This is a genomic window from Bacillus sp. DJP31 (assembly GCF_049310945.1).
Taxonomy (GTDB): domain Bacteria; phylum Bacillota; class Bacilli; order Bacillales; family SA4; genus Bacillus_BS.
Genome location: NZ_JBMERO010000030.1, coordinates 18,576 through 42,964 on the forward strand (window position 1 = coordinate 18,576; position 24,389 = coordinate 42,964).

Below are 24,389 nucleotides of genomic sequence, written 5' to 3' on the forward strand. Positions count from 1 at the left end.
ATCGTGATAAAATCTGTCTCATTTCAATTAAACTCCTTAGAAAAAAACAGCCCCAACAACAGTTGGGATTACTCTTTACTATCATACTGCTGTGGATCCGGAATCAAACCTTGCTTCTCTATCTCCTGAATAGTAGACATCTGCTCCATAATCTTAGAATGTTGATCCAACTCTTTTTGATTAGTAATCATTGAACTGTTTTCCGGCTTATCTCTTAGATTTACTTTTTTGTTTTTCATAGGAATCACCTCTTACAGGTACATACCCTACCCTCCTCTATTTAAAACATATATTAAAAGTAGAAGCTTCTTTGTGCAAAATCTAGGTATAACTAAGAAAAGAGCAAGCGCCTTATTCAGACCAGGCATAGCAAATGTTCTCAAGCCATAAAGGCACTCTTTGCCTTTTTGGCTTGAGGTCATTTGACCTCGAGGGGCTAGGCGTTGGAGCTAGACACTAACCCATTTTGAAAAAACTTATACTTTCTTATCTTTGAACAAAAGGCGCAAGCGCCCCGTTTTGCCTCAAGCATAGCAAATGTTCTGAAAAAATTAGAAGGGTGGTTTTCCCTTTTCTTTATTTCAGGTTATTTGACTTCGAGGGGCAGGACGCTTGAGCCGGATTCAGATGCACTAGCCCATATAAATTCTGATATTATAAAAAATAGGAGTATGCCATAAGCATACTCCTACTCCCATTATCTATTTAAAAGGCTTCCCACATAGCGTAATAGCTCATTAGCTGATGAAGGGTTATATCCGTGCTCTTCGATTAAACGGACCACTACCTCATTCATCTTCTTTAGCTGCACTTCGTCTGGAGTTTTAGATGATGTTGTAATTTTAACAACATCCTTCAAGTCGGCAAATAATTTCTTCTGAATGGCTTCACGTAAATGCTCGTGTGAATTGTAATCAAATCGTTGACCCTTTCTTGCATACGCAGAGATACGGATCAAAATTTCTTCTCTAAATGCTTTCTTTGCGTTCTCAGAGATGCCGATTTGTTCTTCAATTGATCTCATCAGCTTATCATCAGGATTCATTTCTTCCCCAGTTAGGAGGTCCCTCATCTTGTTTTTATTACAATAGGCTTCAACATTATCTAAATAGTTATCCATCAGTGTTTTCGCTGATTCCTCATAGGAATACACAAATGCCTTTTGGACTTCCTTCTTGGCAATATCGTCATATTCTTTTCTGGCCACTGATATAAAATTCATATACCTTTCTCGGTCTTCACTCGAAATGGATGCGTGCTGACTTAAACCATCCTTCAAGGATCGTAATACATCTAATGCATTGATAGAAGGCGTTTCCTTACGGATAATTGCTGATGAGATTCGATTGATCACGTAACGAGGATCAATCCCTGTCATTCCTTCATCCACGAATTCCTTCTTCATTTCTTCTAAGTCTATTTTATTAAAGCCTTCTACCGCTTCACCGTTATAGAGTCTCATCTTCTTTACTAAATCGATGTCACCCTTTTTAGGTTCTTTCAATCTAGTAAGGATCGTAAACATAGCTGCTACCCTAAACGTATGAGGGGCTATGTGAACATCTGAGACATCACTCTCTCTAATCATCTTTGCATAAATTCTCTCTTCTTCTGAAACTTTTAAATTGTAAGGTACAGGCATCACAATAATCCGCGAGTGAAGGGCTTCGTTTTTCTTGTTTGAAATAAACGAACGATATTCCGCTTCATTCGTATGGGCGACTATTAATTCATCGGCTGAAATTAAGGCAAACCGTCCCGCTTTAAAATTCCCTTCTTGCGTAAGAGATAATAGATGCCATAAGAACTTTTCATCACATTTTAACATCTCTTGAAATTCCATCATTCCGCGGTTTGCCTTATTTAATTCCCCGTCAAAACGATAGGCACGTGGATCTGATTCAGAGCCATATTCAGCAATCGTTGAAAAATCAATGCTTCCAGTTAAATCGGCTATATCCTGCGATTTGGGATCCGACGGACTGAAGGTTCCAATCCCAATTCGGCGATCTTCAGATAAGAAGATTCTTTCGACGACGACATCCTCTATTCGGCCACCATATTCTTGCTCTAATCTCATCAAATTTAACGGTGACAAGTTTCCTTCTATACGGATCTTATATTCTTTATAAAAATCTTCTCTTAAATGTTGAGGTATTAGATGCAAGGCATCCTCATGCATGGGACATCCTTTGATTGCATACAAGGCACCTTGATCGGTTCTTGTATACGCCTCTAGTCCTCTTTTCAACATGGAGACAAGCGTTGACTTTCCTCCACTAACAGGGCCCATTAGAAGTAATATACGTTTTCTTACATCTAAACGTTTAGCCGCAGGATGTAAATATTCCTCCACCAAACGCTCAAGTGATTCCTCTAATCCATACATCTGTTTACTAAAGAACGAAAACACCTTTTTGCCATCTACCTCATCCACTCCAGCATCCTTGATCATATTATAAACTCTGGAATGAGCGGACTGAGCCACATAAGGTCGTTCTTTCAAAACTTCTAAGTATTCAGCGAAGGTTCCTTCCCATTTTAGACGGTTTTCTTCCTCACGATGCGCTTCAATCTTTCTTAAAATATCCATAAGGACCCCCTTCAACGTATTCGTCATAAAGCCAAAGATTATTACAATCTATGCTGAGCCGTCCACTATCATTCTAAAAATTCGATATTAACTACTACTTGTTAAGGAATCCTTCTTCTTATCCACTTATAAATTGGCCGCCATTTACATGAATCATCTCTCCTGTTACATAGCTCGAATCACTTGAAGCTAAGTAAACAAATGCTGGTGCTAGCTCGTATGGTTGGCCTGCCCGTTTCATCGCTGTTTTCTCATATCCAAATGTCATAACATCTTCTGCTGAAAAGCTTGAAGGTATAAGAGGTGTCCATATTGGTCCTGGCGCTACTCCGTTAACACGTATTCCTTTATCAACTAATGAAAGAGCAAGAGATCTCGTAAAAGTAACAACGGCACCTTTGGTTGAAGAATAGTCAATTAATTGTTTATTTCCCTCATAAGCAACAACAGATGCCGTATTGATAATACAGCTTCCTTCAGGCATATGAGGCAATGCAGCTTTCGTCAAATAAAAAATAGAGAATATATTCGATTGAAATGTTCGATGTAACTGTGCCGTAGAGATTTCTAATAGACTTTTCGATACAAATTGTTCGGCTGCATTATTCACCAAGATGTCTATTTTTCCAAAGTATTGTATAGCTTCATTAATCACAGATTTGCAAAACTCTTCTTGACCAAGGTCTCCTCTAATCACCAGGCAGTTTCTGCCTAACTCATCAATACGTTGCTTTGTAAATGCTGCGTCCTGGTCCTCATTCAAATAAACGAAGATAATATCGGCACCTTCTTTTGCATAGGCAAAGGCTACCGCTCGACCAATCCCACTATCAGCACCTGTTATTAATGCAACCTTACCTTGCAACTTACCACTCGGTTTATAGGACTCTACTTCACTTATAGGCTGTGGTTCCATCACATATTGAAATCCAGGATGAATGTCTTGATGCTGTGCGGGAAACTGTATCGGTATTTCCTCACATTTTTGAAAAGAACCATAAGGCTTAGACATATGTTGTACCTCCTCAAAGTTTGCCTAGTTTAGCCTATGAATCAAAAACGCATATAGTTCTAAAAAAGTTTCTAATTTGTCACCGTTACCATTCACTTACCTTGATTATTCAGCTATAATAAAGATATGTTTCTGGGAATACTAGGCTCTAAAGGAGGGCAATTCATATGGGTATTACTTTGATTTTAGGCGTTTGCGCTGCATTTTTAACGGCTATATTTTCTGCTGGATATAATTCAAAACCAGGTATTAAGAAATAGTTATACAAAAAAACCGACCAAGTAAATTGGTCGGTTTTTACTATGATAATCCTGGATAACTCTGTTGTCGTAAAGCCTCATATATAAGAATAGCGGCTGTATTGGATAGATTTAATGAACGCACATTTTCATTCATCGGTATACGTAAACACCGGTCTTTGTTAGCCTCTATTAGTTCTTTAGGTAGTCCTGTTGTTTCCTTACCGAAAACGAATAGATGATCCTTTTCGATATGACTATAATCAAAAGAAGTAAACGTTTGAGTCCCAAATTTCGTTAAATAATAAAACTCTCCATCTTTGTACTTATCTACTAACTCCTTTAGTGAATCATAATAAAATATAGTTACAAACTCCCAATAATCTAAACCAGCACGCTTCAGCATTTTATCATCCGTAGAAAACCCAAGTGGACGTATTAAATGTAAGATTGTACCCGTTGCAGCGCAGCTTCTAGCAATATTCCCCGTGTTGGCAGGAATCTCTGGTTGGTACATGACGACATGTATGGCCATTTTCTTTTTCACCTCATTGAACATTAACTACGTGTCATTATAACATTTGCTGCAAATATTAAAAATCAAAAAAGACGGGAAAATTTCCTCGTCTTAAGAATTTCCATCCGTAATGTGAAAGAATTTGTATTTGATGTTAGGCGTATAGGCGGTTGAATCTTCATAAGACCAATAGCGCATTCGGCTGTTTGTCGTATGTGCATTAACTAGGGGCATGCCAAATGCATCTTTTGCGACAACGATTGTATTGTGATCAAATCGTCCATCACCTTGAAAATCATAGCAAATCACGTCACCGAGCATAAGTTCTTTTGCACTCGTTTTGACAACGGCTCGGAGTCCTGATTTAGAGCTACCTAAATACCATCTAAGAGCATGTGCAACTGACCAGCTATAACTCCATGAATTATTCTTCATCCACCAGCCTTTGTTTCGATTCGGGGAACCTGTCATTGGAGCACCACCAGCATGTAAGCACTGAGACACATAGTTCGTGCAGTCTACTTCAAACTTTTTATAGTTGGGGTTGTATGAATCCCACCACTGCTCCGCGTACCTCACTGCTTCACGCCTGTCGTAAACAAAGGGGGCTCTGTCATTTGCAATAGAGTGGGATAACTGATATACATAATCTTCTTTGTCCTGGTATACCTGTGACATTAGCACATCACTCAAAATTTCACCATGTTGAATAACGACTTTTCTTTGCTCTTCATATTCTTCATTGAAAAATTGGTTTTGTTGTTTTAGTAAGTCTTTAAAATAGACCGTATATACAACGTGTGTAGCCTCTCCAACTTCCTTCAATGAATTGATTTGACAAATACCATGGCTCTTTACGACGCTTGCTTGTCTTTTTTGTAAAAGAACTTGTCTACACGTAAACTCTGCATGAGCTGCTAACTCAAAATCGGACTGAATTCCGACGTGATAGTTTGCACGTGCTGAAACATAATCTAGTAAAATCGTTTTTATATTCATGTTATCCACCACCTCCGATTCATTAGATACTCTCTAGATGGTATGAGTTGAATGGGAAAATCATGAATACATTATGTCTCTAGCAAGCGTAAACCCTTCTCAATTTCAGAAAGTACCTCTAAATCTTTTTCTCGTTTTCTGGCATCTAATAAGATAGTTCGACTATCCTCTTGACCAATTTTCCCAATCGCCCAAGCAGCAGTTCCCCTTAGTACAGGACGAGTATCCTCTAATAGCACTTGTGTAAGCTCTGGTATTGCTGTTTCATCCTTAAAATGAGCGAGTGCCAAGATTGCATTTCGTTGGATAGGCTTTTTTCCACGCCATGATCCTGATAACGGTCCAAAGCGTTCTTTAAACTCACGATTAGTAATCGTTAATAAAGGCTTTAACAATGGTTTAACAAGTTCTGGATCTGGCTCCATTTCCTCGTGTAAATGAAAATCCTTTCCCTTGTTCTCAGGACAAACGGTTTGACACGTGTCACAGCCATATAAACGATTGCCTATCTTTACACGGTATTCATCGGCAAGAAATCCCTTTGTTTGGGTTAAGAAGGCAATGCATTTATTTGAATCCAGCTGGCCACCTTGTACTAGAGCTCCAGTTGGACAAGCATCAATACACTTTGTACATGTTCCACAACGATCTATTATAGGTTGATCTGGAATAAATGGTATGGTCGTAATCATCTCGCCTAAATACACGTATGAACCAAATTCAGGAGTAATCGTGGCGCAATTTTTCCCGCTCCAGCCAATACCAGCACGTTCTGCAACAGCTCGGTCTGATAACTCACCAGTGTCAACCATAGACTTCATCCTTGAATTCGGAACACGTTCTAGTAGAAAGCCTTCGAGCTTGCTAAGACGATCCCGTAGCACATGGTGGTAGTCAACTCCCCATGAGGCTCGGCAAAATATACCGCGTCTTTCAGTCTTGGTGCTTCTAGGAGCATTTTTCAGCTTCGATGGATAAGCCAATGCAATGGCAATGATTGATTTAGCTTGTGGAAGCACCAGCTCAGGATTTGACCTCTTTTCAATATCAGGCTCTTCAAAGCCAGATTGATACCCGAGCTCCTGCTGACGAATTAGACGTTCCTTTAATTCTGAAAAGGGGGCAACACTAGCAAACCCAATTTTATCAATCCCAATTTCTTTACTATATTGAATGAGCTCTTCCTGAAGTTGACGGATGTCCACGCTACTCACTCCTTTCTTGATTACTTTTCTTGTAAATTATATAGTGAATAGTAACATATCTTATATACCATATCTAGAAAGAGGTTTTATCCATGGAACTAAGTATTAGTAAGGAAATCACACAAAAGATCCCAACCTTTAAAATTGGGTTAATTACTTATAAGGATATTACAATTGGCTCTTCCCCTCAAATGCTAAAAGGAAGACTTCAGTTATTCCAAGAATCGATTGCGCTTGATTTAGAAGCTATGCCTCTAACTGAATATGTCGGTGTAAGTGAGTGGAGGAGTGTATTCAAATGGCTAGGAATGGATCCGAGTAAGTATAGACCCTCCCATGAGGCAATCGTAAGACGTGTGGCAAAGCGGCAATTTCTGACGACCATCCATTCAGCAGCAGATATTAATAACTTCTTTTCTATTCAGTATGGCATTCCCATTGGGATTTATGACCTTGATAAAATTAATGGAGACATTGAAATTAGACTCGGAACTGAAAATGAATACTATGATGCGTTGAATAATCGTGTTATTGATGCTTCTGGCAAACTAGTTAGCATCGACAAAGAAGGTCCATTTGGCAGTCCCTATGTGGATTCGAAGCGGACAGCTGTAACCGAAGAAACCACTTCTGCCTTCCAGATTGTCTATTTACGACCTTCTATGCAAACGGAAGAATGTGCTAAATTACTACATGCCATGAGTAATATGTTTACCCAGATTAATGGAGGTAGTGCGGATTGTTCAATTAAACAATAATAGAATAAGTGCATAAGTGCCTTTCTAGCAAGGTTCTGAAGCTAGATTCAATAAAAAACGCAATAGCTCGTTTTCTACTGAAACGAACCACTGCGTTGTAAACGATTTTGGAGCGGGTGATGAGAATCGAACTCACGACATCAGCTTGGAAGGCTGAGGTTTTACCATTAAACTACACCCGCATTGAATCGAAATTTGTCGAACTCCTTTATCATACACATGATTAAAGAAGAGGTCAACAGCTTTTCGGGAAATTTGTCGAATTTCATTGGTTTTATATCAACACATCACATTTATAATGAGCAGTATTAAAAACTGAGTGAGGTTAATTACCCCACTCAGTTCTATTCTTGTTATTTGATCTCAAGTCATCTGATCACTTTATCCTCATGTAAATTTGCCCACCTCGATAGAAAATCCGATTTCCCCTAACAAGATCACATTGCATGACCACTCCACACGAAGATTCTTCGTTCAGCTTGAATAGACTAAATACCATTCTTTTTCTTATCATTTGTTTTAATTTCATGCGAAAAATGGTAGAAACTCACTAGAGAGACTAGCTTTCAATAGGAATTGATAGTTGGTATGTAGCCAAATTTAAAATATGAGCGGAAATCTAACTTATATCGTCCGAAATCAGGATATATAAACCGTTTCTCATTTTTATGGGCCGAAATTCTATCTTATTAACCGAAACACCACTTTTATCAGAAATTAAACAAAAATTCCCTAAAAAAACTCACTTCCCCCTTACAGATGCAGCACAAATTAAGGTGAAAATATATATTTTTTTAGTAGAAAAAAGCACTTAGATATATCTAAAGTGCTTCAATGTTATTCTTATTTTAAACCCACCACATATCCCCTGGCTGTTCCTCTATTAATACCGACTTTAGGTTCTTCACTGCTCTCGCAAAACCTTCTTCAATTGACATGATTGGATCCTCATGCTCAATACTTACAACATAATCATACCCGTACGTTCTAAGTGCACTCATCATATCTGACCATTCAGCGAGACTATGACCACAACCAACAGAACGGAAGGACCATGCCCTTGTTTGAATATTTCCATAAGGCTGCATATCTGTTAAGCCGTACATATTGACGTTATCTTGATCAATAGAGGCGTCCTTTGCATGGAAATGATGAATTGCCCCGGCTTTTCCAAGGATTTTAATAGCTCCAACTGGATCAATTCCTTGCCACCAAAGATGACTCGGGTCAAGGTTTGCACCAATTGCATCACAGGTTTCTTCTCGTAACTTAAGAAGAGTATAAGGTGTATGTACTAGAAATCCACCGTGAAGCTCTAGACCAATTTTGACTTTATGGTCTTTGGCTAGCTGTCCAACTTCCTTCCAATATGGGATTAGTTTCTCCTCCCATTGCCATTTCAGAATATCACCGAATTCATTTGGCCATGGAGCAACCGGCCAGTTTGGGTGCTTTGCCCCTTCGTGATCCCCTGCTGTTCCAGAGAAACAGTTGACCACAGGGACACCCATTAAGCTTGCTAGTTTAATGGACTTCACTAATGCCTGATGAGAAACCTCAGCAAAGCTTTTGTCTGGAGAGATTGGATTTCCGTGACAGCTAAAAGCACTAATAACTAATCCACGAGATGTAAACTTTTCCAGGTACTCATTCCGTTTCTCTTCACTTTCTAACAGTTCGTCAATTTGGCAATGAGCATCTCCTGGATATCCACCCGTGCCTATTTCCACAGCATTTAAACCTGCCGAAGCTACATAATCTAGCATTTCATCTACATTCTTTTGTGAAAATAATACCGCAAATACACCTAGTTTCATGAAAGCATTCCTCCTATTTCAGTCTAATACTCTCTCCTGTTTCACTACTTTTATAAATAGCATCAATAATCTTAGATACTTGTAAGGCTTCTTGTGGCTTTACAACTAGCTCTTCAAGTCCTAAACAACTATTAACAAAATTTTGAGCCTGAGGTAAACTTGGATCATCTTCTCCAGGAACAAACGCTGACTCACTATTCAAGAGCATTCCATGTTTCGCTTGATTCATCTGAAACGGAAATAAATCAATACCGCCTGTTGAACCAGAAATACTCACACTTTCTTCGTCATTCTTGATATTAGCCGACCAAGATGTCTCAAACAACATAGATGCACCATTGGCAAACTTGATGTAAGCTGTCACATGATCATCTACTTCAAATGTCTCGTGGTTAAACACCCCCCACTCATTTACTTGGTTTGGCATTTTACTCAATTGATTATAAGTTGTCCCCATAACTTCAACTACCTCAGGATTACCTAACAGCCAAAGAGATAAATCTAGGAAGTGGCATCCATAATCAATTAAGCTTCCTCCACCTTGAAGCTCTTTGTTGGTAAATACACCCCAACCGGGAACTTTTCGTCTTCTAAGTGCTCTTGCCCGAGCAACAATTGGAGCACCAATTTCATTTTCTATGATTACACGTTTAGCAGCTTGTGAATCTTTCATAAATCGGTAATGATAGGCTATAGATAATACCTTACCAGACTTATCTGCAGCAGCAATCATCGCCTGGCATTCTTCTGTTGTCATCGCCATCGGTTTTTCACACAGTACATGGACTCCTGCTTCAAGTGCAGCGATCGTAATCTCAGCATGAAATTTATTGGGTGTGCAAATTGTTACCGCATCAACCTCATTAAACATATCACGATAATTTGAATACACTTTTGAAATGCTGAATTTTTCAGCAACAGACTTCGCTACCTCTTCATTTACATCACTAATTGCTTCAATTATGACTTGATCGGAAAGCTTTAAAAAGGTCGGGATATGACGACCTTGTGCGATTCCTCCTACCCCGATTAGCCCCATCCTTAATTTTGTCATTCACTTACACCTCAGGGTTAGAATTTAACAATACGTTTTGTTTCATTTGACTCAAGTGCTGATAACACGACTTGTAGAGATTTCATGCCCTCTTGCCCAGTAACAGGAGGCTCTGTATTGTGTAAAATAGAGCTCACAAATTGATCAATAACCTGAGTATTTTTTTGTCCACCTGAATCATTCGTTTGGATTCCACCAAGCTCGAACTTCACAACTTCCCCGTTCTTATACTGAACAATTAAAGAATGATTGGGATCATCTTCTAGTCGCAAGATTGCTTTTTCTCCATAAATGATTGTCGAGTTATCTTCCTTTGAAACATAGGACCAACTTGCCGCTAACGTACCGATAATTCCACTTTCTGTTTTCAAGACACAAACAGCATTATCATCAACATCCGCATTTTCCTTCGCGCTTGTTTCGACAAACGCACCCACCTCAACAAATTCTTCACCAAACAAATAGCGTAATAAATCTGTTTTATGAACACCAAGGTCACCCATTGCCCCAATGAACGCTTCTTCCTTTTTAAAGAACCAGCTGTCCTTTCCATCTGCACTCCAGCCCTCTGGACCACCATGACCGAACGCTGAACGGAAGCTATAGATTTTTCCTACGTCCCCATTTGCAATGAACTGTCTTGCCTTTTGATGGGATGGAACGAAACGTTGATTGTGAGCAATCATAAGCTTTTTGTTGTTTCTCTTTGCGGCTTCAATCATGTTTTCTGCTTCTTCACGTGACGTTGCCATTGGCTTTTCACACAAGACATGCTTTCCTGCGTTTAAAGCAGCAATTGAAAGTGGAGCATGTAGGTAGTTCGGTGTACAAACGCTCACTGCGTCAATTCTTGGGTCAGCTAGTAATTCCTCATAATTTGTATAAGGCTTCGCTCCATACTGACTGGCAAATTCATTCACTCTTTCCTCTACTATGTCACACACTGCTACAATCTCTACCTGTACATTTTGACCATACTCTGGAAGATGACGATGCTTGGCAATACTTCCGCAACCGATAACGCCTACTTTAATCTTCTCCATAAATGAATCCTCCCTTTACCCCTTAGTTTTTTGCTTTAATTTCTTCTAGTGGTTTTGCATTTCCATAAACTGGTCTCAAACGCAATGTAGGCTTTGCCCACTTTACTGCATTAATGATCACACGTTGAATTTCCTTTTTGTAATAGGTTGGATATGTTTCATGACCTGGTCGGAAGTAAAAAATCTTACCGTTTCCTCGGCTAAACGTACAACCACTTCTAAAGACTTCCCCACCTTCAAACCAACTTACCATGACAAGTTCATCGGGTGCTGGTATATCAAAGTGTTCACCATACATTTCTTCTTTCTCTAGCTCTATGTATTCCCCTAGACCCTCCGTAATCGGATGGCTCGGATTAACAATCCAAATCCGTTCACTTTCATCAGCCTCGCGCCACTTTAAGTCACATGAAGTTCCCATAAGTGTTTTGAAAATCTTTGAAAAATGACCCGAATGAAGAACGATCAGTCCCATTCCATCAAGTACACGCTGTTTCACCTTTTCAACGATTTCATCACTGACCTCATCATGAGCAATATGCCCCCACCAAACGAGTACATCTGTCTCCTGTAGCACCTCATCTGAGAGACCGTGTTCAGGCTCATCTAGTGTTGCTGTTCTTACACTAAATTGCTCCTCCCCTAAAAACGAAGCAATGGCTCCATGTATTCCTTCAGGATAAACGTCTCTCACCTTCGGATTTTTTTGCTCATGACGATTTTCATTCCACACAGTAACGTTTAACATAATATGACCTCCATTGATTTATAGTTATTTTGGTATTTTACAATTTAGCTTGTTCATTGTTTTATAGCTAATGAGTTTCTGTATTCATTGGGTGTTTGTCCTGTTGATTTTTTAAACACCTTGCTAAAATACTTTTCATTTTGATACCCGACCTGATACGCTATATCATAAATTTTTAAGTGAGGGTTCTCTAGTAAATCTTTTGCTTTTTCTACTCGTATTTTTGTTAAATAATCTGTGAGCGTTTCATGGAATTCTTGCTTAAATTTCCTTGATATATATTCTCTGCTTAGATAAAAGCGATCTGCAATCTCTTGTAGATTTATATCCTGCTGGTAATTATGACGCAAATATTCTTCAATTTTCTGCATGTTGTTTTTTTCTTTTTTATATTTAACATCAGATAAAGTGGAAAGTAAGTCATAAAATTCTTTTTTCTTTTCTCCTTTAAATCTTTGGTAGGAGAAGGCACCATCTTCCATCCAATAATTCATTCCAAAATACAATTGGATGGATTCGGGAATTTCATATTCCTTTAACCAACTCTTTCGAAGGAGCTTAAACTCATTTTCCCAGTGTTCAATCTGTTCAAGTGTCAAACAGTTTGTCGAATCCTCAAAAGACTGAAAGATGCGTTGTAAAATAGTATCAACTTGCTCCATACTTCCACTTTGAATTGCCCATTTAAATTCCTGAGAATAATCTAAAAGATGCAAGGTTGGTTGATAGCTAACATCCTTATACGTAACAATCGTTTTCTTATGTACTAAATCATGCTTCATTAATGCATGTTGTGCTGATTCATATGCTTCAGGTAGAGAACCCAATTGTTTTCCTAAAGCAATTGTACAATGAACCTTCGTGAATTGGGAAATTAATGAAAAAATTTCTTCAACCAACATGAGAATCGTATTTTGCTTCCAAAACAATAAGACCAGCTCTTGTTCTTTATTTATATTCCGAAACGCAACCCCATAATTATCCTTGTTAAGCAGCTCGTTACAAATATTGCTCACTGTAAAAAAAGCAAGATCCACATCACCTTGAAATTGTTTCATAATTACTTCATCAAGTGGAATGACCGCAATTGAATACTGCTCTTTTGAAATCATAACAAAGTATTGATTATTAATTTTATCAGATATCGAAATTGGAATTTGGGACTTCGTAAGAATCCCTGAGAACAGCCGATCCCAATACATTGGCTTTACCTCATTAATTACCTTATTTTCCTCGAGCATAGACCTTCTAGTAAGAGCTTGGTTATTCCATTCCTTAACTGCCCTCTCTAATGTCTCATTTAATACCTCGGGATCAATCGGCTTTAAGATATAATCAAAGCTCTTATAATGAATGGCATTTCTCATGTATTCAAAATCGTCATACCCACTTATTACAATGGTCTTACTCGTCATATTTGATGAATGAATCCATTTCAAGAGACTAATACCATCTCCTCTTGGCATACTCATATCTGTAAAAATAATCTCAGGTTGGTGCAAGGTTATGAGCTTAATTGCTTCCTCTCCATCTTCTGCTTCGTAGATCGTATCAATATCATACTTGTTCCAATCTGCTAAAAGAAGTAGACCTTCCCGGACATGCTTCTCATCATCAATTATAATGGCTTTCATTTTTACCGCCTTCCTCACTTAATGGAAGCCTTATTTTCACCAAGAAGCCTCCTTCTTGATTTTCGAGCTGTAATGTCGCTAAGTTCTCATAATAAAGCTTCAAACGAACATACACATTCTTTAACCCTATATTTGTTGCTATACCTTCTCGCGTACTATCTTCGTCCTCAAAATGCTGTTGGATCTCTTTAAGACGTGTTTCCGTGACTCCCACACCATTATCGATTACATTAATGACCAAATATCCACCCTCCCTCTTGCACTCCATCGTAATTTTCCCTAATCCATCACGAATATCAAAGCCATGCTTAAAATAGTTTTCTATAATAGGTTGCAATATCATTTTTGGGACAAATACGTTTTGAATTTCTTCTTCAGCCTCAATCGAATACTCTAAATTTTCACCAAACCTCTCCTTCTGTAATAAAAGAAAAGCCTTCGTATAATTAATTTCCTTTATTAAAGGTACCATATTATCCTTCATGTTCATCCCATACCTCATAATTTTTGAAAGATGTGTAACAAGAGTATAGATTTGCGGAACATTATTCTTTAAAGCGACTGTACCAATTGATTGTAAGGCATTATATAAGAAATGTGGATTGATTTGAGATTGAAGTACTTTCAGTTGGTTCGTTTTGTTTTCTAATTCAAGCTTGTACTCTCTGTTAATGAATAGATTAATTTTTTCAATCATTTGCTTGAAACGGTCCCCTAGTATACCAATCTCATCGTTACCTAACGATTCGAATTGAACCTTCATATTTCCTTCTTCAACCTGCTGAATATTTTGCAAAAGAATTCTAATCGGAGAAGTAATTTTAAACGTGACAAACGTAGTTGCCAAAATGACTAGCATTAAACCAATGACTCCAAACATAAAGTTGATTTTGGTAACATTGATTGCACTTTCATAAAGAGTATCATAAGGCACCCTTTTCACGAGGATCCATCCACCAGCTGATTCTGGGATTTGATTATACATCATGACCCCGTTGAAGGTATCTTTCTTCCATTCAATCGTCCCACTCTCAGAATCAGAGTGAAGTATCTTTTCAATCCACAGTTGCATATTCTCACGTTTTGAAGCGATTCGATTAGAGCTATAAATTACTTCACCATCAGATGATAGAATGAAGAATTCTTCTGTAAGATTGTTGTAAAGATTTCGGCTTAATTTATAGATTCTATCAGGTAAAACTTCGAGTGATATGTATGCTAGCACCTCATTTGAAGGAATATTAGTCAATGAGCGGTGAATAGCAATTATATTCTTCGGCTGTTTTAGTGAATCTTCATACTGTACATGCATGGGCTCTACATACAAATTGAACGGACTGTCCTTTGCTTTTAAATAATAATCTTTATTTATACTCTCCTTAGTATTCGTAAAGACAACAGTAGATTGTTTAGATGCTGAAATCACTCGCCCACCCTCGGCAAAAGTAATGTTTACACGCTCAATATTTTCTTCAGCATAAAGGATAGTTTGAAGAACATTTTTCACGATTCCTACAGTTTCATAATTATTCTCTTGATTAGGTGATCTCATATAATTCATAAAATCGGGATTATTATATAGTGACAATGTTAACCCATTCAGTTCATTTATGTAGCTTTCAAGATTAACTTTCCCTTGATAAAGGAGATTAATGTTCTCTTGAACGACTCGATTTTCCAAGGATTCTTTCGTATGTATGTAGGTAACAATCATGGAAGTTCCATAGGGTAATATGGTTGCAAGGAGTAATAGAATGATCAACCTGTTTCTTATACTTTTCTTAAACATCCATCTACCTCCCATGCAATAAACCTTTTAAACAGTATAAAGCAGAAAGCACGTCTTGGTATAGACATGCTTTCTACCTTGTTATTTACAGGAAATTTAAATGTTACTTTAAATTATCCCATGTAGTTTGGAATTTTTCTAAAACAGTGTCATAGTCGATTTTTCCAGCTGCATATTCTTGGATTGTTGCTGCAAACTCTTTGTTTGCACCATCTGGCCATCTGAACCAAGTCCAAGGAATTGTCTTCTCATCCTTAGAGTATTCAAGAATAGATTGACCTAATGAACCTAAACCTTTTGGCTCAATATTATCAAACGCAGGAATAAAAGCAAATTCCTCTGTGATATAGCGCTTTCCAGTTTCAGAAGATACCATCCAATTTAAGAATAGCTTAGCTTCCTCTAAGTTCTCTGAGTTTTTGTTGATTACCCAGTTATTCGGAACACCTACTGGTAAACTGTTAGCCTCTGCATCGTCGTTAATTGGAATTGGAAGGAAGCCCATGTTGATCTCAGGATCGATTTCAGTAATCATGTTTTCAGTCCAGTTTCCTTGTTGAAGCATTGCCGTCTGTCCAGATGCAAATTGTGTAACTTGTGTGTTGTAATCTGTAGTTAATGGATTAGCGTTACCAAAATTAATCTCTGTATCTAGAACTTCTTTGAATTGTTTAAACTGCTCGTTTCCAACAATTTTCTGTGATCCATCATATAAACCTTCGATAAAAGCAATTGGATCTTCTTGCTGTGCAAACGGAATATTTAACAAATGCTGTCCAATTACCCACCACTCGCCATATCCTGCAGAGAAAGCAGTAATCCCTTTAGCTTCAAGCTTAGCTGCTGCATCCTTAAGCTCAGTTAAAGTTTTAGGAGCTTCTGTAATACCAGCCTCTTCGAATAAATCCTTGTTATAAATAAATCCATATCCTTCAAGGTTTACTGGCATACCATAAAGCTTACCATCAGCATCAGTCATTGGTACCTTACCGATTGGTAATACATTTTTAGCCCAAGGCTCTTCTGAAAGGTCTGCTAATTTTTCTTTCCAAAGCTCAAGTTCTTTGAAACCACCATTGTTGAAAAGGTCAGGCTCTTCACCAGAAGCAAACTTCGCTTTTAATGCAGCACCATAGTCAGCTCCACCACCAACAGTTTCAAGCTTAACTTTGATATTTGGATTTTCTTTTTCGAATTCGTCAATCATTGCTTGAAGTGGTTCTGCAATTTCAACCTTAAACTGGAAGAAATTAAGTGTTACTTCTTCATCACTTGAACCCGAACCTGGCTTCTCTCCGCCATCTGTTGAACAGCCTGCGAAAATACCTACTACTAATAACATTGAAAAGAAAAGTAAGCTAAACTTTTTCATACTAGTATTTTCCCCCTTGATATTTTTTTATATATAAATTTTTGTAGTTGATAACCACAAAAACTTTATAACTACTTAATAGATCCTGAAGCAATACCCTTAATAATATGCTTTTGTAAGAAGATGAAGAAAATGACGACTGGCGTTATTCCAAGCACAAGAGCGGCAAGTCCCATATCCCACTGTTTTGTGTACTGTGCAAAGAATGAGCTCGTTGCTAATGGGATGGTTCTTAGCTCAGCATCCTGAAGCACGAGTAGTGGTAATAAGTAGTCATTCCAAATCCATAGAGTGTTTAAAATAACGACTGTAACCGTTATTGGTTTTAATAATGGGAATACAATTCTCCAAAACACACCGAATTGGCTACATCCATCAATTCTCGCAGATTCTTCAATCTCATATGGAATCGTTTTCACAAATCCATGATACAGGAATAAAGAAAGCGGTACTCCAAAGCCAAAATACATAATAACAAGACCAGGGATGCTGTTCATAATTCCTAATGTCCCACCAACCTTCATGAGTGGAATCATTACCGTTTGGAATGGAATAACCATTGCTGCTACAAAGAGGATAAACAGAAACTTGCTTATCTTCCCTGGAGTCCGAACCATCTTCCATGCAGCCATAGAACTGATCAACACAAGACCAATGTTGCTAAAGACCGTTATAAGTAGGGAATTCCAAAATGCTTTTGGAAAATTAATGATTTCCCAAACCTTTGCATAGTTCGAAAACAGAACTTCCTTTGGCCAAGAGGCTGCATCAATAAGAATCTCAGCAAAGCCCTTCACTGAATTTATAAGAACAAAGTAGAAGGGAATGAGGAAAACGATGGCGAGTAGGATACCGATGATCTCAAGACCAAACGTTTTTTTAGTATACTTCTCATTCATTATGCCTCAACCTCCCTCTTCTTCGTAATTAACACTTGAACGGTTGTAAAGATTGCAACAACTAAGAAGAATAGGATCGACTTTGCAGTTCCCAACCCATATCGATTGTTTTGAAAAGCTTCTTGATAAATATTGATTGCAACGGATGAAGTCGAGTTAAATGGTCCCCCACCTGTCAACGAGATATTTAAATCAAAAATCTTAAACGCCATCGAAATTGTTAGGAATAAACAAATTGTAAAGGCTGGTAAAATTAACGGAATAATAATCCTCGTTAATAGAGTCCAGTTAGAAGCTCCATCAATTCTCGCAGCTTCTAATAGAGAGTTATCTACACCTTGTAAAGCAGCAATATAGATAACCATCATATAACCACTTATTTGCCATGCAAATACAATAACAATTCCCCAGAATGCCGTCGTCTCATCTCCAAGCCAAGGCATTTTGAAAAAAGGAATACCTGTCAAATTACCGAGCGAAGCAAAACCTTTTACAAAAATGAACTGCCAGATAAAGCCCAGTAATAGTCCACCAATAACGTTCGGGATAAAAAACACTGTTCGTAATAGATTACGCGATTTCAAAGCCGCATTTAGTAACAACGCTAAGCTGAACCCAATTAAATTACTAATAATTACAGCAACTACCATGAACTTTGTTGTGAATAAAAATGAGTCAAGAAAGGCCTTATCAGTTGTCAAAATCTTAATATAATTCTCAAATCCAACCCATTCAGCAACAGAACTAACACCATTCCATGAAGTAAATGAATAATAGATCCCCATGATAAAAGGAACAATTTGAATAACAAGGAAAAATAATAGTGCAGGTCCTACAAAAGCTGCATATGTTAAAATGTTTTTCCATTTCTTCTTATTTCTTGAAGCACGCTTCATCTCTGAACTTGCGTGTTGTCCACTCTCTTCTAGTTTGGAACCCACCCTATATCACCACCTATAAATGAATGTAACCGCTTTCCTAAATTATACTGTCTGCTCTCTCTTTTATGGGTGACTAAATTGACCTGTTTAGGAGACGATTTTGACTTGTGTTGAATAGATTTAAAGCAAATTTTCTTGAATAAGAGCTTTTTGGGATTAAGCAGTGAGTATCAGAAGTGCTATTCGGGACTAAGTAGTGTGTACCAGATCGCTAATAAGTGCTATTCGAGACCGAGGTTGTGAGTCAGATCGCTCGCTGTCTCGAATATGAGCTATTCGAGACTGAGCAGTGTGTTTCAGATTGTTCGCTGTCTCGAATAAGAGCTATTCGGGACTGAGCTGGGTGTATCAGATTGTTCGCTGTCTCGAATAAGTGCTATTCGGGACTGAGCAGTGTGTTTCAGATTGTTCGCTGTCTCGATTAAGAGCTATTCGGGACTGAGGTGTGTGTATCAGATCTCTCGCTGTCTCGAATAAGTGCTATTCGGGACCAACCAGTGTGTTTCAGATCGCTCGCTGTCTCGATTAAGAGCTATTCTGGACTGAGGTTGTTAGTCAGATCGCTCGCTGTCTCGAATATGAGCTATTCGGGACTGAGCAGTGTGTATCAGATCGCTCGCTGTCTCGAATATGAGCTATTCGGGACTGAGGTGTGTGAGTCAGATCGCTCGCTGTCTCGAATAAGAGCTATTCGGGACTGAGGTGTGTGAGTCAGATCGCTCGCTGTCTCGATTAAGAGCTATTCGGGACTGAGCAGTGTGTATCAGATCGCTCGCTGTCTCGAATATGAGCTATTCGGGACTGAGGTGTGTGAGTCAGATCGCTCGCTGTCTCGAATATGAGCTATTCGGGACTGAGGTGTGTGAGTCAGATCGCTCGCTGTCTCGAATATGTGCTATTCGGGACTGAGCTGGGTGTTTCAGATCGCTCGCTGTCTCGAATAAGTGCTATTTGGGACTGAGCAGTGTGTATCAGATTGTTGGCTGTCTCGAATATGAGCTATTTGGGACTGAGCAGAGTGTATCAGATCGCTCGCTGTCTCGAATAAGTGCTATTCGAGACTGATCAGTGTGTTTCAGATCGCTCGCTGTCTCGAATAAGTGCTATTCGGGACTGAGCAGTGTGTATCAGATTGTTCGCTGTCTCGAATATGAGCTATTCGAGACTGATCAGTGTGAGTCAGATCGCTCGCTGTCTCGAATAAGAGCTATTCGGGACTGAGCAGTGTGAGTCAGATCCCTCACTGTCTCGAATATGAGCTATTCGGGACTGAGCAGTGTCTATCAGATCGCTCGCTGTCTCGATTAAGAGCTATTCGGGACTGAGCAGTGTGTATCAGATTGTTCGCTGTCTCGAATAAGTGCTATTCGGGACTGAGCAGTGTCTATCAGATCCCTCACTGTCTCGAATATGAGCTATTCGGGACTGAGGTTGTTAGTCAGATCGCTCGCTGTCTCGAATAAGTGCTATTCGGGACTGAGCAGTGTGTTTCAGATCGCTCGCTGTCTCGAATAAGAGCTATTCGGGACTGAGCAGTGTGTTTCAGATCGCTCGCTGTCTCGAATATGAGCTATTCGGGACTGAGCAGTGTGTTTCAGATCGCTCGCTGTCTCGAATATGAGCTATTCGGGACTGAGGTGTGTGTTTCAGATCGCTCGCTGTCTCGAATATGAGCTATTCGGGACTGAGGTGTGTGAGTCAGATCGCTCGCTGTCTCGAATATGAGCTATTCGGGACTGAGGTTGTTAGTCAGATCGCTCGCTGTCTCGAATAAGTGCTATTCGGGACTGAGCAGTGTGTATCAGATCGCTCGCTGTCTCGAATAAGTGCTATTCGGGACTGAGTAGTGTGTATCAGATTGTTGGCTGTCTCGAATATGAGCATTCGAGACTGAGCAGAGTGTATCAGATCTCTCGCTGTCTCGAATAAGTGCTATTCGAGACTGAGCAGTGTGTTTAAGATCGCTCGCTGTCTCGATTAAGTGCTATTCGGGACTAAGTAGTGTGTATCAGATCGCTCGCTGTCTCGAATAAGTGCTATTCGAGACTGAGCAGTGTGTTTAAGATCGCTCGCTGTCTCGATTAAGTGCTATTCGGGACTAAGTAGTGTGTATCAGATCTCTCGCTGTCTCGAATAAGTGCTATTCGGGACTGAGTAGTGTGAGTCAGATCGCTCGCTGTCTCGAATAAGTGCTATTCGAGACTGATCAGTGTGTATCAGATCTCTCGCTGTCTCGAATATTGAGCTATTCGGGACTGAGGTTGTTAGTCAGATCGCTCGCTGTCTCGAATAAGTGCTATTCGGGACTGAGCAGTGTGTTTCAGATCGCTCGCTGTCTCGAATATGAGCTATTCGGGACAGAGGTGTGTGAGTCAGATCGCTCGCTGTCTCGAATATGAGCTATTCGAGACTGAGGTGTGTTTCAGATCGCTCGCTGTCTCGAATAAGTGCTATTTGGGACTGAGCAGTGCGTATCAGATCGCTCGCTGTCTCGAATAAGTGCTATTCGGGACTGAGCAGTGTCTATCAGATCCCTCACTGTCTCGAATATGAGCTATTCGGGACTGAGGTGTGTGAGTCAGATCGCTCGCTGTCTCGATTAAGAGCTATTCGGGACTGAGGTGTGTGTTTCAGATCGCTCGCTGTCTCGAATATGAGCTATTCGGGACTGAGGTGTGTGTTTCAGATCGCTCGCTGTCTCGAATAAGAGCTATTCGGGACTGAGGTTGTGAGTCAGATCGCTCGCTGTCTTGAATAAGTGCTATTCGGGACTGAGCAGTGTGTTTCAGATCGCTCGCTGTCTCGAATAAGTGCTATTCGGGACTGAGTAGTGTGAGTCAGATCGCTCGCTGTCTCGAATATGAGCTATTTGGGACTGAGCAGAGTGTTTCAGATTGTTCGCTGTCTCGAATAAGTGCTATTCGGGACGGATCAGTGTGTATCAGATCGCTCGCTGTCTCGAATATGAGCTATTCGGGACGGATCAGTGTGTATCAGATCGCTCGCTGTCTCGAATAAGAGCTATTCGGGACTGAGGTGTGTGAGTCAGATCGCTCGCTGTCTCGAATATGAGCTATTCGGGACTGAGGTGTGTGAGTCAGATCGCTCGCTGTCTCGAATAAGAGCTATTCGGGACTGAGGTGTGTGAGTCAGATCGCTCGCTGTCTCGATTAAGAGCTATTCGGGACTGAGGTGTGTGTTTCAGATCGCTCGCTGTCTCGAATATGAGCTATTCGGGACTGAGGTGTGTGTTTCAGATCGCTCGCTGTCTCGAATATGAGCTATTCGGGACTGAGCAGTGTGTTTAAGATCGCTCGCTGTCTCGAATATGAGCATTCGAGACTGAGCAGTGTGAGTCAGATCGCTCGCTGTCTCCAATAAGAGCTATTCGGGACTGAGAAGATTAATACAAATTGCTTCCTTTTTCGATTAAGAGATATTAGTGACTGCATTTGTAGAACCTGATAGCTTACAATCTCGTATAGTTCCTATAATTTCAAGTATTGGAAAAATCATAAATTCTTTCGACAAAAAACAGAAAACTAAAATAGTCAAAACCTTTTATTTTAACCTACTCACTAATCAGTATTATTTACATAATAAGAGGATCTCCCGTGTTTTAATAGTTTATACTTCCTTCCTAAAACTCTTTGAATAGTTTTCTTACATACAATCCCTTTGCACCATTCGTGTATAGAATTTGTTGTGATTCTTCTAGTCGAAAAAAGGGTAATATATTCCTCTACACATCTTATAATTGCAGTTTGGAGTTCCTCTTCACACTCACATTCATGACATTTAACTCTTCTCTCATTGAAGTCAGAAACAAATGAATGGCAAAACCTGCAAGTTATCCCTTTAGTAAGTTGTTCATAGCTATAACTAGGTAGCCGAGAGTAAGGTGATTCCTCTAAACTAATTGATAATAATTTTTCAGCAAATCTTATATGTCTATCATTTAGCTTTGAAGGCTTGGAGTTTAATTTTTTCTGGAAGCGTTCGAGCTGTGTTGAGAATATTGCCGGTATGTTCAATGGGGCTTGATATAAGAAAAAATTGGGGTTAATAAAAATAAGGGTAGATTCGACTGTAGAGTTATATCCAATATCTTGGAGAAGTCTTCTAAATAAGGACTCATTACGAATGAGCTGGAGTAGTGGATTTTTGATTTCAGTTTTATTGATTGTATACCACTTGTTGTCTTCAGTATAATAATCCTTATCAAAATTTTTTACTTCGAAAAGATAAATCGTTTCTTTTGATATTAACAAGGTGTCAATTTGAAATACTGTATGGTTACTTTCAAACAGTAAATCATGTAGAATTAGATAATCATCTGAGAGTTCATTTATCCATAAGTCGAACATTTGCTCACCCTGGTAGCCTTTCTCAAGGTTCAAATAATAGGTTTCTTCTTTAACTGATAATTCCTTTCGAGTTTTTAAAGATCTCATTGTCTTTAATTCTAATGTCTGATAGCGAGGTTTTATAATCATATCTCACATCCCTTTTCTAAAATAATTTTCCTCTAAATCAATCTTATGAAAAATTAGCTCTATTTACAAGTATAAATAAGTAGATATATTTTTTACTCTGTAACTTGGCCTAATTAGACTTCACTCATTTAAGGAAAAATGGTTAATAGCACAGGATTATAGACATTATAGAAACGATCAAAAAAAAAAGGCTGCTTGTTCAGTCATTTAGACTAAACTTACAAACCTTTTTTTTAGAAATGTTCAATTTTATTATTAGATAATACCTAAGGCCGGGGTCGAACCGGCACGCCTTTCGGCACCGCATTTTGAGTGCGGCGTGTCTGCCATTCCACCACTCAGGCAAATAATGGAGGCGGCACCCGGATTCGAACCGGGGGTAAAGGTTTTGCAGACCTCTGCCTTACCACTTGGCTATGCCGCCGTTGGAGCGGAAGACGGGATTCGAACCCGCGACCCCCACCTTGGCAAGGTGGTGTTCTACCACTGAACTACTTCCGCAACAATATTAAATTTTCATAATTATAATATATGCAACCAATTAGGTAAAATTGTCAAAAAATAAAAATGGGGCGAACGAGGGGAATTGAACCCCCGAATGTCGGAATCACAATCCGATGCGTTAACCACTTCGCCACGACCGCCATACTATTTAAATTTAAATACAAAAAAATGGCAGGGGCAGTAGGAATTGAACCCACACCGGAGGTTTTGGAGACCTCTGTTCTACCTTTAAACTATGCCCCTATTTAATTTTTAAAGTATAAGTGGTGGAGGGGGGCAGATTCGAACTGCCGAACCCGAGGGAGCGGATTTACAGTCCGCCGCGTTTAGCCACTTCGCTACCCCTCCAATTAAAATGGTGGCTCGGGACGGAATCGAACCGCCGACACAAGGATTTTCAGTCCTTTGCTCTACCGACTGAGCTACCGAGCCATGATTTTGGTTTGCAATAAGCAAAAAAATTCTTAGTCATCTTTTCTAAACCCTAAGAATTCAAAATAAAAAATGGCGGTCCCGACGGGAATCGAACCCGCGATCTCCTGCGTGACAGGCAGGCATGTTAACCGCTACACCACGGGACCTAAACCTAAAAAAAATTAAAGAGTCTTTGGTCTAATGTAAAATTGGTTGCGGGGGCAGGATTTGAACCTACGACCTTCGGGTTATGAGCCCGACGAGCTACCAGACTGCTCCACCCCGCGATAATAGTATTAATTTGATTGCTACAATGCACTTAACATGTAGTTATAACGACCATCCCGATTTAAAT

Annotated in this window: 17 protein-coding genes and 10 tRNA genes; 1 reads left to right on the forward strand and 26 read right to left on the reverse strand. The window is 39.3% G+C overall.

Annotated elements, in window-relative coordinates; translation table 11 throughout:
* Positions 1–68: 68 nt before the first annotated feature.
* The 6 genes from ACOI1C_RS19245 to queG all read right to left on the reverse strand — a co-directional run bounded on the left by ACOI1C_RS19245 (position 69) and on the right by queG (position 6,565).
* Positions 69–239: a hypothetical protein gene (locus tag ACOI1C_RS19245; protein WP_422512200.1), complete on the reverse strand. Its 171-nt coding sequence runs from the start codon at positions 237–239 to the stop codon at positions 69–71.
* A 458-nt stretch (positions 240–697) separates the two neighbouring features.
* Positions 698–2,593 carry a PrkA family serine protein kinase gene (locus tag ACOI1C_RS19250; RefSeq protein ID WP_422512201.1) on the reverse strand — a complete coding sequence of 632 codons (1,896 nt, stop codon included), beginning with the start codon at positions 2,591–2,593 and terminating at the stop codon, positions 698–700.
* Positions 2,594–2,711: 118 nt separating this feature from the next.
* Positions 2,712–3,605 carry an SDR family oxidoreductase gene (locus ACOI1C_RS19255; protein ID WP_422512202.1) on the reverse strand — a complete coding sequence of 298 codons (894 nt, stop codon included), beginning with the start codon at positions 3,603–3,605 and terminating at the stop codon, positions 2,712–2,714.
* Between the two features lie 300 nt (positions 3,606–3,905).
* Positions 3,906–4,379: a tRNA (uridine(34)/cytosine(34)/5-carboxymethylaminomethyluridine(34)-2'-O)-methyltransferase TrmL gene (gene trmL / locus ACOI1C_RS19260; protein ID WP_422512203.1), complete on the reverse strand. Its 474-nt coding sequence runs from the start codon at positions 4,377–4,379 to the stop codon at positions 3,906–3,908.
* 93 nt (positions 4,380–4,472) lie between these two features.
* A complete protein-coding gene (locus tag ACOI1C_RS19265) occupies positions 4,473–5,354 on the reverse strand; it encodes an amidase domain-containing protein (RefSeq protein WP_422512216.1) in 882 nt (293 codons plus the stop codon).
* Between the two features lie 77 nt (positions 5,355–5,431).
* On the reverse strand, positions 5,432–6,565 hold the full coding sequence (queG, locus tag ACOI1C_RS19270; protein ID WP_422512204.1) for a tRNA epoxyqueuosine(34) reductase QueG: 1,134 nt from the start codon (positions 6,563–6,565) through the stop codon (positions 5,432–5,434).
* A 92-nt stretch (positions 6,566–6,657) separates the two neighbouring features.
* Here queG and ACOI1C_RS19275 point away from each other — a divergent pair, with 92 nt between their 5' ends.
* Entirely contained in the window at positions 6,658–7,323 is a 666-nt protein-coding gene (locus ACOI1C_RS19275) for a B3/4 domain-containing protein (RefSeq protein ID WP_422512205.1), read from the forward strand.
* Positions 7,324–7,431: 108 nt separating this feature from the next.
* Here ACOI1C_RS19275 and ACOI1C_RS19280 read toward each other — a convergent pair.
* From ACOI1C_RS19280 to ACOI1C_RS19375, 20 genes are all read right to left on the reverse strand, one after another.
* Positions 7,432–7,505: transfer RNA gene (locus ACOI1C_RS19280), tRNA-Gly, on the reverse strand.
* A gap of 666 nt (positions 7,506–8,171) precedes the next feature.
* Complete coding sequence (locus tag ACOI1C_RS19285; protein WP_422512206.1) at positions 8,172–9,140, reverse strand: sugar phosphate isomerase/epimerase family protein; 969 nt, start codon at positions 9,138–9,140, stop codon at positions 8,172–8,174.
* 13 nt (positions 9,141–9,153) lie between these two features.
* A complete protein-coding gene (locus tag ACOI1C_RS19290; RefSeq protein ID WP_422512207.1) occupies positions 9,154–10,194 on the reverse strand; it encodes a Gfo/Idh/MocA family protein in 1,041 nt (346 codons plus the stop codon).
* A 17-nt stretch (positions 10,195–10,211) separates the two neighbouring features.
* Complete coding sequence (locus tag ACOI1C_RS19295) at positions 10,212–11,237, reverse strand: Gfo/Idh/MocA family protein (protein ID WP_422512208.1); 1,026 nt, start codon at positions 11,235–11,237, stop codon at positions 10,212–10,214.
* A gap of 22 nt (positions 11,238–11,259) precedes the next feature.
* Positions 11,260–11,985: a ThuA domain-containing protein gene (locus ACOI1C_RS19300; protein ID WP_422512209.1), complete on the reverse strand. Its 726-nt coding sequence runs from the start codon at positions 11,983–11,985 to the stop codon at positions 11,260–11,262.
* Positions 11,986–12,038: 53 nt separating this feature from the next.
* Positions 12,039–13,619, reverse strand: coding sequence for a helix-turn-helix domain-containing protein (locus tag ACOI1C_RS19305; protein WP_422512210.1), 1,581 nt, complete (start codon positions 13,617–13,619; stop codon positions 12,039–12,041).
* Positions 13,600–15,408 (reverse strand): sensor histidine kinase, encoded by a 1,809-nt coding sequence (locus tag ACOI1C_RS19310; protein ID WP_422512211.1) that lies wholly within the window; start codon positions 15,406–15,408, stop codon positions 13,600–13,602. Before ACOI1C_RS19310 ends, ACOI1C_RS19305 begins: the two co-directional genes overlap by 20 nt.
* A 103-nt stretch (positions 15,409–15,511) precedes the next feature.
* Positions 15,512–16,780 carry an ABC transporter substrate-binding protein gene (locus ACOI1C_RS19315; RefSeq protein ID WP_422512212.1) on the reverse strand — a complete coding sequence of 423 codons (1,269 nt, stop codon included), beginning with the start codon at positions 16,778–16,780 and terminating at the stop codon, positions 15,512–15,514.
* Positions 16,781–16,851: 71 nt separating this feature from the next.
* Positions 16,852–17,679 (reverse strand): carbohydrate ABC transporter permease, encoded by an 828-nt coding sequence (locus ACOI1C_RS19320; protein WP_422512213.1) that lies wholly within the window; start codon positions 17,677–17,679, stop codon positions 16,852–16,854.
* Positions 17,679–18,575 carry a carbohydrate ABC transporter permease gene (locus ACOI1C_RS19325; RefSeq protein WP_422512217.1) on the reverse strand — a complete coding sequence of 299 codons (897 nt, stop codon included), beginning with the start codon at positions 18,573–18,575 and terminating at the stop codon, positions 17,679–17,681. Before ACOI1C_RS19325 ends, ACOI1C_RS19320 begins: the two co-directional genes overlap by 1 nt.
* 3,623 nt (positions 18,576–22,198) lie before the next feature.
* A complete protein-coding gene (locus ACOI1C_RS19330) occupies positions 22,199–23,116 on the reverse strand; it encodes a nuclease-related domain-containing protein (RefSeq protein WP_422512214.1) in 918 nt (305 codons plus the stop codon).
* Between the two features lie 263 nt (positions 23,117–23,379).
* Positions 23,380–23,460 (reverse strand) — tRNA-Leu (locus tag ACOI1C_RS19335).
* 6 nt (positions 23,461–23,466) lie between these two features.
* Positions 23,467–23,540: transfer RNA gene (locus ACOI1C_RS19340), tRNA-Cys, on the reverse strand.
* Positions 23,541–23,542: 2 nt separating this feature from the next.
* A tRNA-Gly gene (locus ACOI1C_RS19345) sits at positions 23,543–23,617 on the reverse strand.
* Positions 23,618–23,684: 67 nt separating this feature from the next.
* Positions 23,685–23,760, reverse strand: a tRNA-His gene (locus tag ACOI1C_RS19350).
* A 29-nt stretch (positions 23,761–23,789) separates the two neighbouring features.
* Positions 23,790–23,863, reverse strand: a tRNA-Trp gene (locus ACOI1C_RS19355).
* 21 nt (positions 23,864–23,884) lie between these two features.
* Positions 23,885–23,968: transfer RNA gene (locus ACOI1C_RS19360), tRNA-Tyr, on the reverse strand.
* An 8-nt stretch (positions 23,969–23,976) separates the two neighbouring features.
* Positions 23,977–24,052 (reverse strand) — tRNA-Phe (locus tag ACOI1C_RS19365).
* A gap of 73 nt (positions 24,053–24,125) precedes the next feature.
* Positions 24,126–24,201 (reverse strand) — tRNA-Asp (locus ACOI1C_RS19370).
* 43 nt (positions 24,202–24,244) lie between these two features.
* Positions 24,245–24,321, reverse strand: a tRNA-Met gene (locus ACOI1C_RS19375).
* Positions 24,322–24,389 lie beyond the last annotated feature (68 nt).

Bases quoted from the DNA above. Each gene is read 5' to 3' on its own strand.
- ACOI1C_RS19245 (WP_422512200.1), bottom strand. From the start codon at position 239: ATGAAAAACAAAAAAGTAAATCTAAGAGATAAGCCGGAAAACAGTTCA.
- ACOI1C_RS19250 (WP_422512201.1), bottom strand. From the start codon at position 2,593: ATGGATATTTTAAGAAAGATTGAAGCGCATCGTGAGGAAGAAAACCGT.
- ACOI1C_RS19255 (WP_422512202.1), bottom strand. From the start codon at position 3,605: ATGTCTAAGCCTTATGGTTCTTTTCAAAAATGTGAGGAAATACCGATA.
- trmL (WP_422512203.1), bottom strand. From the start codon at position 4,379: ATGGCCATACATGTCGTCATGTACCAACCAGAGATTCCTGCCAACACG.
- ACOI1C_RS19275 (WP_422512205.1), top strand. From the start codon at position 6,658: ATGGAACTAAGTATTAGTAAGGAAATCACACAAAAGATCCCAACCTTT.
- ACOI1C_RS19285 (WP_422512206.1), bottom strand. From the start codon at position 9,140: ATGAAACTAGGTGTATTTGCGGTATTATTTTCACAAAAGAATGTAGAT.
- ACOI1C_RS19290 (WP_422512207.1), bottom strand. From the start codon at position 10,194: ATGACAAAATTAAGGATGGGGCTAATCGGGGTAGGAGGAATCGCACAA.
- ACOI1C_RS19295 (WP_422512208.1), bottom strand. From the start codon at position 11,237: ATGGAGAAGATTAAAGTAGGCGTTATCGGTTGCGGAAGTATTGCCAAG.
- ACOI1C_RS19300 (WP_422512209.1), bottom strand. From the start codon at position 11,985: ATGTTAAACGTTACTGTGTGGAATGAAAATCGTCATGAGCAAAAAAAT.
- ACOI1C_RS19305 (WP_422512210.1), bottom strand. From the start codon at position 13,619: ATGAAAGCCATTATAATTGATGATGAGAAGCATGTCCGGGAAGGTCTA.
- ACOI1C_RS19310 (WP_422512211.1), bottom strand. From the start codon at position 15,408: ATGTTTAAGAAAAGTATAAGAAACAGGTTGATCATTCTATTACTCCTT.
- ACOI1C_RS19315 (WP_422512212.1), bottom strand. From the start codon at position 16,780: ATGAAAAAGTTTAGCTTACTTTTCTTTTCAATGTTATTAGTAGTAGGT.
- ACOI1C_RS19320 (WP_422512213.1), bottom strand. From the start codon at position 17,679: ATGAATGAGAAGTATACTAAAAAAACGTTTGGTCTTGAGATCATCGGT.
- ACOI1C_RS19325 (WP_422512217.1), bottom strand. From the start codon at position 18,575: ATGAAGCGTGCTTCAAGAAATAAGAAGAAATGGAAAAACATTTTAACA.
- ACOI1C_RS19330 (WP_422512214.1), bottom strand. From the start codon at position 23,116: ATGATTATAAAACCTCGCTATCAGACATTAGAATTAAAGACAATGAGA.